This window comes from Caldicellulosiruptor diazotrophicus (assembly GCF_017347585.1).
Lineage (GTDB): Bacteria > Bacillota > Thermoanaerobacteria > Caldicellulosiruptorales > Caldicellulosiruptoraceae > Caldicellulosiruptor > Caldicellulosiruptor diazotrophicus.
The window spans coordinates 571,510-582,859 of the sequence record NZ_AP024480.1 but is presented as its reverse complement, the minus strand read 5'-3'; the positions used below and the strand labels follow the sequence as shown (position 1 = coordinate 582,859).

The following is an 11,350-nucleotide window of genomic DNA, read 5'->3' as shown; positions in this document are numbered from 1 at the left end:
TCATCAATATAAATGGGGGCAGACCCAGGAATGATGCGCATTGTAGAAAAAATTAGACAAAAAAATGAAAATTATCACTCCGGTCCAATACCTACAATTGTCTTTTTGGGTGACAGTGTAACCCACGGTTGCTTTGAGATCATTGAAGGAACAAAAAGAACATTAGAAGTTGTGTGCGATTTCGAAGCTGTCTATCATAATCAATTTAAAAAAATCTTATCAATGGTGTTTCCATTTGCTCCGATTAATATTGTCAATGCAGGCATAAGCGGCGATACAGCACAAGGTGGCTTACAAAGACTTGAAAGAGATGTTTTAAGATTTAACCCAGACCTTGTGGTAGTATGCTATGGATTAAACGATAGTAACAAAGGAAAAGAGTATTTGAATGAATATTTAGATAGTTTAGCAGGGATATTTTTAGAACTTAAAAAACACGATATTGAAGTAATCTTTTTAACTCCCAACATGAAAAATACTTATATTTCACCAGCTATAAAGAGCTTGCCGTTAATTGAGATGGCAAAATTAAATATGGAAAGTCAAATCAATGGAACATTAGACCTTTACATAGACTCAGCTAAGGAGCTTTGCCAAAAAGAAAAGGTTGTAGTTTGTGATTGTTATGAAAAATGGAAAAAGCTTTATCATAGTGGCGTTGACACAACAAATCTTCTTTCAAATTTTATAAATCACCCCAATCGCCCGATGCATAAGCTCTTTGCATGGTCATTGTTTGAAACAATTATGTTTTAAAAGAAAAATTTGAATGAAAGGTGTGGAACTTTAAATGAAAATTTGCATTGTAGGTAGTAGTGGGCACTATGTATACGCTTTAAGAGGAATAAAAGAAGACCCTGATGCCAAAATTGTGGGAATCTCTCCTGGATGTGAAGGAGAGAATATTGAAAGGTTATATTCTCAAGTAAATGAAATGGGATTTGCACCTGTGGTTTATAGCAATCCTATAAGCATGTTTGAAGAGCTCAAACCTGACATTGCTGTGATTAATACATTTTTTTATAAAAATTCTGAGCTTGCAATTGAGGCTATGGAAAGAGGAATCCACGTATATATGGAAAAACCTGTTGCACTTTCAATAGAAGAACTTGAAGAACTAAAGAGTGTGTGGAAACAAACAAAAGTAAAACTTTCGTCAATGTTGGGATTGCGCTATACACCCCATTTTTGGACTGCTTATAAACTTATAAATGAAAACAAGATAGGTAGAATAAGACTGATACATGCTCAAAAATCTTATAAACTTGGAATGCGACCTGATTTTTACAAACAGAGAAGAACATATGGCGGAACAATTCCCTGGGTTGGGATTCATGCTATTGATTGGATTTATTGGCTAAGTGGCAAGAAATTTAAATCGGTCTTTGCAAGACATTCAAAACTTTATAATAATGATCATGGTGAGCTTGAAGCCACTGCTTTTTGTAGTTTTGTAATGGAAGATGAAATTTTTGCAACTGTAAATATCGACTATTTGCGTCCAAACGATGCACCAACGCACGACGATGACCGAATTAGAGTTGTTGGTACAAATGGAATAATTGAAGTTATAAATGGAAAGGTTTTCTTGCTAAATGATGAAACAAAAGAAGCAATAGAAATTAAGACAGAAGATCCGCCGGTAATATTCTTAGATTTTTTGAATGAAGTACGCAGCACAGGAAAGTGCTTAGTAAGTAGCGAAGATAGCTTTTATATGACATTAGCTTCACTTTTGGCAAGGGAGTCTGCAGATAGGGAAAGGGTAATTGAGTTTTATTAATGCAGTGTATTTAGTTGATAGTACAGCAGAGATTATATTCTGTGTTTTGTGTTGATATATTGTATATTTTATTGAAATATTCGAATTATTATAAATTTTTTTGTATTCAGTTGAATTAGTAATATTTTTTAAATTGTTAATTATTTAATTGATGCTGTTCTTATAAAAATTTTTATGCATTCTCCCTGTGTATCCATATATTAATACCTATTGAAAAAATTAACAGTGGTATCAAAATAACCACAATAATTGTATAAACATATGACTGAAACGGAGTAAGTGTTAAATAAAACGTAACCAAACTTTTAGGTTCAATATATGGAAGTTCTTTTTGGTCCACCAACCAATTTAATGAAGATAGAAATATTGAGAAATTCCCTCTTACAACTTTTACCAAGTCCTTCTGAAGAAATTTAGCGCTGCCTAAAATTACTATTTTTCTTTCTGTTATATCATTTGTTTTCTCACTGACTGTCATGCCAATGCAAAACGTGTCCCTTATATCTCCTTTCTGGAATATTGGATCCTCTATTATTTTAGCTCCCATTCCACCTTTGAAAACTGTATTTGATTTTGTCGTCAATATTTTTTCTATCACTAAGTTTTGTTTTCTTATTTTTGTTTCAAAAATGGGTTGTGAAAATGGAAAAAGAGCATTAAGATTATTTTTTCTCACCGTTTTTAAAATTTTGTGAGAGGTATAATTTGGAACAATATAAAAAGTTTCATCTTCTGTACCCTCTAAATTTAATAATATTCCTTGCTTCAACTCAAAGCCCCACCTATTAAATAACCGATTAAAATTCGTTAACTTTTCATTTACCACATCAATCAAAAAAATTGCTTTTCCACCACTTTTTAAGTAATTGTGGATTATTTCAATCTCTTTTTCTGAGAGGTCTACTTGCGGAGCCATTACCAATAATACTTTAGCTTCACGGGGAATTTGAGAAATTGAAAGAAGATTGATGCTCTTTATTTGATAATTAGCTAATTTAATTTCATTGAGAATGCCAAGATCTTTAAGTTTTTTCTCCCCATGACCTTCTAATTCATATATTAAAACGCTTGATTCTTTTGTTAAAGACATTATAGCGTATGTAAGTTGTTCTTCTATTCTTACTCCTAATATCTTTTCTTGATTAGTAGCAGGATTTACCAAAATATCTAATATATTATCTCGATTGATAATTATGTATCTATTCCCTAATTCAACAATTAAGCTGCCATCTTCAATTTTGTTAAAAGAATCTTCATACTTTTTCAATATCCATCCATTTTTAGAAGGATTAATATATTTCACTTTTACAAATTGAGAATGAATTTGATATTGCTTGACTATTTCTAATAATCGAAAATTTTTACTTGTATCTTTACAAATCACATAAATAGTTACCGGAGTATTAAGTTTTTTAAGGAAAGAATGGGTAACTGCCGATAAAGTATAAAACCTATTAGAAGTTAAATCTATTTCAGGCAAATGTAATTGACTTAATAAATTAATTCCTATTAAAAAAATGAAAGAAAAAGAAAAAATAAATATCCTATTTTTCTGTTTTCGCACCTTATTTAAGCCCTTCCCTTTCATTTTTGCACTCCTTTACTCAAATTCTATAAACCTTTATTTACTAAAATTCTTAAGGGATGAGATTTCCTCCCTACGGAAATCTCATCCCATTTCATTTTTTTACCAACCTTCATAATTTGTTTTTATTCCTATTATTTTAGGAAAGCATCCAATGCACTGCTTGGTCTGCCATCAGTTCTCCAGCAACCCTTTGTGTATCCTGCCCAATTGTAACATTGTGGCTCCCAGTAGAAGACTCCAAGGCCTTTACCACTACTTACAGAGCGAGTTTTGTTAATGATATCTACAATAAAGTTATAAGCTGTGGACTCTGCAGTGTAGTCCATTCCTATCTCACAAATCATTACTTCTTTCCCATAACGGGAAACCATATCATTCATATTGTTTAAGCATTGTTGATTTTTTGATTGCCAATCAGCCGTAGAAGGATAGAGAGACATTCCAATAACATCCCATTTGCCACCATTATTCTTCAAACCGTCGAATAACCATCTATACAGCGAATTATCATATCCATTAGAAAGATGTACAATACATTTAGTAGAAGGAAATACAGCCTTTGTTGCATCATAACCACAGTTAACCAACCAAGCAAAGTTCTTCATGTTTTTTGATGCACGTCCATCTTCCCACAACATTCCGTCGTTTGTTTCGTTACCTGTCTGAACCCACTCTGGTGTAACACCATTGCTTTTGAGTTTTTCTAATACCCATTTTGTGTAACCGTAAACTGCATTCATAAGTTCATTAAAATTATAATTTGTCCACGCCGCTGGTTTATATTGTTTACCTGGATCTGCCCAAGAATCGCTATAATGGAAATCAATCATTATCCTAAATCCTTTGTTCGCCGCTCTTTTTGCCATTGTAACAGTTTCATCTGCACTACAGTGCCCATTTACTGGGTCATCAGATGGATTAACCCATGTTCTTAATCTTATAGAATTAATACCATGTTCTTTTAAAATATCCAAACAATCTTTTTGTGCCCCTCTATCATCGTAAAACTTATAACCTTTTGCTTCCATTTGAGGCAGCCAACTTACGTCCGCACCTTTTGCAAATGTAGCTGCTCCACTTGATTGATAATTCCCTATAATAGCTACAACAAACAATATAACTATTGCCAAGCCAATCAAAGCCGTTAAACTCCACCATCCAGCTATTCTCTTTTCCATTTTGCAACATCCTCCTTTTCACGTGATTTTTTGAAATTTTACATTTGCTTTTTTGTCTTTTGTATTCCCTAAAAATATTTTTGAAAATTTAACCTTTTTCTTTATTTTCCCTCTTACTACATCCTCCTTTCTTTTCCTTCTGCTCTTTATTATACTCACCATCAACAGCACACCCAATATCCTTTTGAGGAAGGGATAATTACGGCTCAAAAAATTTATTTTCTTTTTTCCAACATAGCCAAAATCCAGTTTTGATGATCACAAGTCCATTTTATAAGCATATTTCTATTATCGATATCCAATTTTTTGTATATTGTTTTAAGATGATTACGCACAGTCCCAATTTTTATTTTGAGTTGATTGGCTATATCTTTATTTGTCATTCCTTGAGAAAGTAAAAGAAGAATTTGTAATTCTCTTTGTGTAAAATTATAGTTTCCATCACATAAATGTACCACTTAATCATCAGCCACCCTATGTACAATTTTTTAGTCAAAACAACTATGCAGTATATATTTTATCTAAAAAAAATATTATGTTACCTTAAAAAAATTAATATTTTCTTTGATTTTTTCTCATTTTTTAGCTCGAACTACAAAATCATTGACAAACTAATTGAAATATAGTTAATTCAAAACTCCTTAAAATCAATTATAAATTTATTCTTTCAATATGCAGCTTATTTATTTGCTTTAATTTTTATAAAAAATATAAAAAAATTAGCCAAAATAAGTTTACTGTATTGATATCATTATTGCTACAAGTCAAAATTAGCAATAATATTTTGTTTTCTATTTACTTTTGTTTAAATATGTGATAAAATTAAATAAAACAATCTTATTACATATAAAAACTTTATAAAACAACGAGAAGGGAGGACTTGGAATATGAAAAAAAAAGTTTAATAATTTTATTTTGTACATTATTATTAATCCCTTTTAGTATTTATCTAACCTTATTTTCTCCACAAGAACTGGCATATTATAAAAATGGTTGGATAACATTATGGGGCGGAAGTAAAAATGATAGTTTTCTTGACTGTGAAATTGATCAAGCAAGTAAGACAATATTTGCAGCAGGGTCAAGCTTCTCTAATGATAAAAATTTATATCACATCTCAAAAGGAAACGAAGATGGAATTATTGTCGCCTACTCTCTTACTGGAAAATTTCTTTGGAAAAAGAGCTTTGGCGGGAGTTATGTTGATACCTTTAGAAGAATTTTACTTACAAAGCATCAGGAATTGTTCGTCTTAGGCATCTCTTCTTCAGTAGATCATGATGTGAAATACCTCTCTAAGGGAAATGATGACAGCTTTATTTTAAAATTCAAATTAAAAGGCAATCTCCAATGGCAAAAGTGTATAGGCGGCTCCAACTTTGATTGTATTAATGACATTGTAGAATCAAAAGATACCATAGTATGTGTAGGATATACTTTTTCAAATGATGGAGATTTCGTCAACAAAAACAGAGGAACAGCAGATGCCTTTATAGTCTCTTTAAGGAAAAGTGATGGACATATCAACTGGCTGAATACTTTTGGCGGAAGCAGTTACGATGAATATAAAAAAGTGTTAGTCACTAAAGATGGATATGTTGTTATTGGTATCACTGGCTCTCAAGATAAAGATATGAAAGGTTATTCTAAGGGCAAATGGGACGGAATTATAGCAAAATATTCGTTTGATGGTAAACTAAACTGGATTAAAGTGTGGGGAAAAGACGGAAGTGATTATATCAATGATGCCTGTATAACACAAACTAACGAGATAGTCATAGCTGGGTGTTCAGAAGAAATTAAAAGTGGCTCGTTGGATGGATTCATAGCTTTGTTAGATTCTAAAGGCAAGCTTAAATGGTCATCATATCTCAGGGGAAGTGGAGAAGATGTCCTCCTCAAAGTGACTGAAATCTCTAAAGGCAAGTTTATAGTAGGTGGAATAAGTAATTCACCAGATGGCAATTTTAAAGGTAGAAACTTTGGAAATAATGATATTATCTTGGTTTCTTATGATAGACAAGGTAATCTAATATGGATTAATAACATTGGTGGTAGTAATGATGAAAAGTTTGTATCAATAGAGAAATATAATAACAAAATTCTCCTATGCGGGGTTTCAAATTCTAATGACTATCATCTGTACAGAAAGAATAAAGGAAAAAATGATATACTCTTAGCGCTAATAAGTGAAGAAGGCCAATTAGAAAAAGTCGAAACCTTTGGCGGGGAAAATGATGAAGTACTCTATGCAATCAGTATCAGCGGTAGTCAAATAGTAATGGTAGGAAATTCAAATTCTAAAAAAGGGATATTTAGAAGAATTTCTAAAGGATTATCAGATGCTTTTTTAGTATGTTTATTAAAATTTTGAAAATTTATAAAATTATATATTTTAAATTAGGAAATTGGAAGGCAGGGAAGAACCCAAAGATGTCGATTATCGACTTTACCAAAAGAGAGAAAGAAATAATTAAGCTTATTGCTGAAGGATACAGTAACAAAGAAATATCCAAAGTACTAAATATAAGTGAATGTACAGTGAAGACATATATTAAGATGATTATGTTAAAACTACAAGCAAGAAGCAGAGTAGATATTGCTGCCTATTATTATAAACATAAAGAGCAATTTCTTGATTTTCATTAGTAATTTACTTTTTCTTTACACGAATTAATTTTAAAGATTTAGTAAAAAAGAAGAATTTACTTGAATTTTATAATTTGCAATAATTAAAGTGTAAAAAAACTGGGAGTAAAGGTGGTGAAAAATCAAAAAAACAATGTACTCTTTAAAAAAAAAACTTACACCATTACAAAAGCTAAAAACAACAAAGTTGCAAAAGAAAAGTAGTATTTTAAAGTTTTAAAATCAAAAAAGGAGGGCTAAAAAGTGTTAAGAAACAAACTGAAAAAATGGAAGAAAATTTTACTTTCACTTATTGTTGTATTAAGTGCTGTGATAACTTATTCTATAGCCATCACCCCTGCAATGGCTGCTCGCCAAATGGAAAACTTAAATCGAGGTCTAATCGCAATCCAACGTAGTGACGGAGTGTACCTTAGCTGGCGTATGTTAGGAACTGACCCCTCAGATATAGGCTTTAACATTTACCGGAATGGTACAAGGATTAATACAAATGTGGTTACAAACAGAACAAACTTTTTAGATACAGGTGGGAATTCATCATGCACATATTACATTAAGCCAGTCATTAATGGAGCAGAAGGAACGGCTTCAGAAACAGTAGGAGTATGGACAACTAATTATCTGACAGTTCCTTTACAAAGGCCGTCTACTTCACCGTTAGGCGCTACTTATTCCGCCAATGATTGTAGTATTGCTGATCTTGATGGTGATAAAGAATATGAAATTGTTGTCAAGTGGGAACCAAGTGATGCGAAAGATCCGTCTCAAGATGGCTACACCAGCAATGTTTACTTGGATGGATATGAGTTGAATGGCACAAGAAAGTGGAGAATTGATTTGGGAATAAATATTAGAGCAGGCGCTCATTATACCCAGTTTATTGTTTACGATTTTGATGGAGATGGTAAAGCAGAAATTGCATGTAAAACTGCAGATGGTACAAGAGATGGTACAGGTGCTATAATCGGTGACGGCTCAAAAGATTGGAGAAATTCAGCTGGAAGAATATTAGATGGCCCAGAGTATCTGACAATTTTCCGTGGAACTGACGGTAAAGCATTAGTAACAACAAATTATATTCCACCTCGTGGTACCGTCTCTTCATGGGGCGATTCCTATGGAAACCGTGTTGACAGATTCTTAGGCGGGGTAGCATATGTTGATGGGCAAAGGCCTACTTTGATTATGTGTAGAGGATATTATACAAAAACCTATATAGTTGCTTGGAACTACCGAAATGGATCATTAACAAAAGTATGGCAATTTGACACAGGTGAAATGAACGATGGTTATAGAGATAATTATGAAGGCCAAGGCAACCACAATTTAAGTGTAGGAGATGTTGATGGAGATGGAAAAGATGAAATAATTTATGGTGCCATGGCAGTAAATGATGATGGTTCACCAATGTATACAACAGGATTAGGTCATGGAGATGCTATTCATCTTGCTGATATAATACCAAGTCGTAGTGGTTTAGAAGTATGGCAATGTCACGAAAATACTTCAACGGGCGCAGGAGCAAGTTTAAGAGATGCAAGAACCGGAACAATTTTATTGAGAGTTACTACTTCATCAGACTGTGGTCGTGCCTTAGCAGCAGATATCGATGCTAATTATCCTGGCATGGAAGTGTGGGCTGCTTCAACAGTAGGACTATACAGTTCAAACGGCACAAAAATTTCAAGTACTACACCCCCAATAAACTTTGCTGTATGGTGGGATGGAGACTTATTGAGAGAATTGCTTGATAATATTTATGTCTATAAATGGGATCCAAGCACCAATTCTACTACCACCTTACTAACCGCGTCGGGTTGTGCTTCTAACAATGGAACAAAAGCCACACCCTGCCTGACAGCGGATATCTTTGGTGATTGGAGAGAAGAAATTATCTGGAGAACGTCTGATGATACAGCTCTGCGCATATACACAACAACATATCAGTGTAACACAAAAATCTATACACTTATGCATGATCCCCAATATAGAATATCCATTGCATGGCAAAATGTAGGATACAACCAACCGCCACACACAAGTTTCTTCATAGGTAACGGAATGAGTACTCCACCAACACCTAATATTTACTTAGTGCCGTAAAATTAATTCAGAAAGAGAAGAAATTACATTTAACAATTTAAAATAAAATAGTTTTAAATAAAGAGAGTAACTGAAATGAAAGCTGAACTGGCCTCTAAAAATCAGAAAGTTAGTGTCCAAAAATAATAAATTTTCAATAATCAAAATTAAGCCAAGTGATAGTATTAAATATAAATTTTCAGTTATGATGGAAAAAATAAGAGGGTTGGTTTGGCAAAATCGCTAACCAACCCTTTATTATTAATTTTTACTGTTCTTTCTATGTCATATAGATAATACCAAACCACAATCTACTCAAGTAGATTTAAAATGAAAATTGTATGTACTGTCACAATATCAATGAGTAATAATCAAAAGGGTATCATAATTATGGTAAAATGAGATCATCAAAATCCCAAAAAACATGGCTAAAAAACGCGGCTATTAAACAAGTTCTAAACATGCATTGTTCCGAAAATAATCCAACTCGCCCATTTTATAACAGTTTCTAGAGAACTTGCTAAATTGCTTTATGTTGTCGGAAAGATCAGTATTCCTTACTTAAAATGCTAAAGACAAAGGCAATAGTTTTTCACAATAGAAAACTTGAAGCACATGAATTAGTCTCAATCAAATTGACAAAGTAAATGATAATAATTTTTCAGGTAACTCTAACTGCAGCTGTTGTTGTTACCTGTATTATCCCAATATGCCAAGGAGTTGTCCGCGATGCCCAATGGTGACATGCACTTCAATCATTTTTGATACCTTTTCGTGTTATAATAATCTATATTTAATATTTTAACTACTTTATTCAAACTATCACAATCATTAAAATTACTTGAATAATACATTTCTAAACTCAATATCCCCCAGAATCCTTTCATAGGTCCATTATCTATACAACAACCAACCCTTGGCATGCTCCATACTATTCCCTTATCCTCAAGCTTTTTTTAAATGCTTTGCTTGTATACTTGAAATCCTCTATCACTATGAAATATAGGTCTCGCTTCTGGATTAACTAATATCACTGCCTCAAATGTTTCAAACACTAACTCACTGCTATTCGAACGTCCAATAGAATAAGCTATATAACTTCTGTCTCGGGTAATAAAATATAATTGTGTACATTGTATAATAAAAGTTATAATGTAGTTGACTAAAATGGAAAAAAGTATCATTAATCAAACAGCTAAGGTATTGCTGTGATTAATACATTTTTTTATAAAAATTCTGAGCTTGCAATTGAGGCTATGGAAAGAGGAATCCACGTATATATGGAAAAACCTGTTGCACTTTCAATAGAAGAACTTGAAGAACTAAAGAGTGTGTGGAAACAAACAAAAGTAAAACTTTCGTCAATGTTGGGATTGCGCTATACACCCCATTTTTGGACTGCTTATAAACTTATAAATGAAAACAAGATAGGTAGAATAAGACTGATACATGCTCAAAAATCTTATAAACTTGGAATGCGACCTGATTTTTACAAACAGAGAAGAACATATGGCGGAACAATTCCCTGGGTTGGGATTCATGCTATTGATTGGATTTATTGGCTAAGTGGCAAGAAATTTAAATCGGTCTTTGCAAGACATTCAAAACTTTATAATAATGATCATGGTGAGCTTGAAGCCACTGCTTTTTGTAGTTTTGTAATGGAAGATGAAATTTTTGCAACTGTAAATATCGACTATTTGCGTCCAAACGATGCACCAACGCACGACGATGACCGAATTAGAGTTGTTGGTACAAATGGAATAATTGAAGTTATAAATGGAAAGGTTTTTTTGATTAATAATGAAACGAAAGGAGTTATAGAAGTTCATTTAGAATCACCACCTATTGTATTTTTAGACTTTATTAACTACGTAAGAGGAAAAGACGAGTGTTTAGTAAATGCTGAAGATAGTTTTTATGTTACTCTTTCTTCATTGCTTGCAAGACAGTCAGCTGACGAAAACAGGGTAATAACATTTTGAAATAACAATCTTTAACATAAAATAACCAATCAAGATCTAAATAAAAAGTGGGGCTATTCATAATTTGGATAGCCCCACTTAATTT

The 11,350-nt window shown here is 32.6% G+C and carries 10 protein-coding genes; 6 read left to right on the top strand and 4 right to left on the bottom strand.

The genetic code is table 11. The features are described from left to right. The first annotated feature begins 30 nt into the window (after positions 1-30). Together CaldiYA01_RS02555 and CaldiYA01_RS02550 are read left to right on the top strand one after the other, a co-directional pair. Positions 31-756 carry an SGNH/GDSL hydrolase family protein gene (locus CaldiYA01_RS02555; protein WP_207181021.1) on the top strand — a complete coding sequence of 242 codons (726 nt, stop codon included), beginning with the start codon at positions 31-33 and terminating at the stop codon, positions 754-756. A 34-nt stretch (positions 757-790) separates the two neighbouring features. Then, positions 791-1,783: a Gfo/Idh/MocA family protein gene (locus CaldiYA01_RS02550; protein WP_207181019.1), complete on the top strand. Its 993-nt coding sequence runs from the start codon at positions 791-793 to the stop codon at positions 1,781-1,783. 172 nt (positions 1,784-1,955) lie between these two features. Here the strand turns inward: CaldiYA01_RS02550 and CaldiYA01_RS02545 are convergent, their stop codons facing one another. The 3 genes from CaldiYA01_RS02545 to CaldiYA01_RS02535 all read right to left on the bottom strand — a co-directional run bounded on the left by CaldiYA01_RS02545 (position 1,956) and on the right by CaldiYA01_RS02535 (position 5,007). Further along, on the bottom strand, positions 1,956-3,371 hold the full coding sequence (locus CaldiYA01_RS02545) for a GldG family protein (protein ID WP_207181017.1): 1,416 nt from the start codon (positions 3,369-3,371) through the stop codon (positions 1,956-1,958). A gap of 131 nt (positions 3,372-3,502) precedes the next feature. Continuing rightward, positions 3,503-4,549 (bottom strand): glycoside hydrolase family 53 protein, encoded by a 1,047-nt coding sequence (locus tag CaldiYA01_RS02540; protein WP_207181015.1) that lies wholly within the window; start codon positions 4,547-4,549, stop codon positions 3,503-3,505. Between the two features lie 215 nt (positions 4,550-4,764). After that, positions 4,765-5,007, bottom strand: a complete 243-nt coding sequence (locus CaldiYA01_RS02535; RefSeq protein ID WP_207181008.1) for a helix-turn-helix transcriptional regulator — start codon at positions 5,005-5,007, stop codon at positions 4,765-4,767. 422 nt (positions 5,008-5,429) lie between these two features. Here CaldiYA01_RS02535 and CaldiYA01_RS02530 point away from each other — a divergent pair, with 422 nt between their 5' ends. The 3 genes from CaldiYA01_RS02530 (at position 5,430) to CaldiYA01_RS02520 (ending at position 9,301) form a co-directional block, all read left to right on the top strand. Beyond that, positions 5,430-6,923 (top strand): hypothetical protein, encoded by a 1,494-nt coding sequence (locus CaldiYA01_RS02530; RefSeq protein ID WP_207181006.1) that lies wholly within the window; start codon positions 5,430-5,432, stop codon positions 6,921-6,923. A gap of 59 nt (positions 6,924-6,982) precedes the next feature. Further along, the gene (locus CaldiYA01_RS02525) at positions 6,983-7,198 is read left to right on the top strand and encodes a response regulator transcription factor (protein ID WP_238480579.1); all 216 of its coding nucleotides are present in this window, start codon (positions 6,983-6,985) and stop codon (positions 7,196-7,198) included. Positions 7,199-7,441: 243 nt separating this feature from the next. Continuing rightward, positions 7,442-9,301, top strand: coding sequence for a rhamnogalacturonan lyase (locus CaldiYA01_RS02520; protein WP_307729589.1), 1,860 nt, complete (start codon positions 7,442-7,444; stop codon positions 9,299-9,301). Between the two features lie 734 nt (positions 9,302-10,035). On the opposite strand, the gene CaldiYA01_RS12535 is transcribed toward CaldiYA01_RS02520, so the two are convergent. Then, on the bottom strand, positions 10,036-10,167 hold the full coding sequence (locus CaldiYA01_RS12535; protein ID WP_408612169.1) for an IS3 family transposase: 132 nt from the start codon (positions 10,165-10,167) through the stop codon (positions 10,036-10,038). 321 nt (positions 10,168-10,488) lie between these two features. Between CaldiYA01_RS12535 and CaldiYA01_RS02515 the strand changes: the two genes are divergently transcribed. Then, complete coding sequence (locus CaldiYA01_RS02515) at positions 10,489-11,265, top strand: Gfo/Idh/MocA family protein (RefSeq protein ID WP_238480578.1); 777 nt, start codon at positions 10,489-10,491, stop codon at positions 11,263-11,265. Positions 11,266-11,350: the final 85 nt, after the last annotated feature.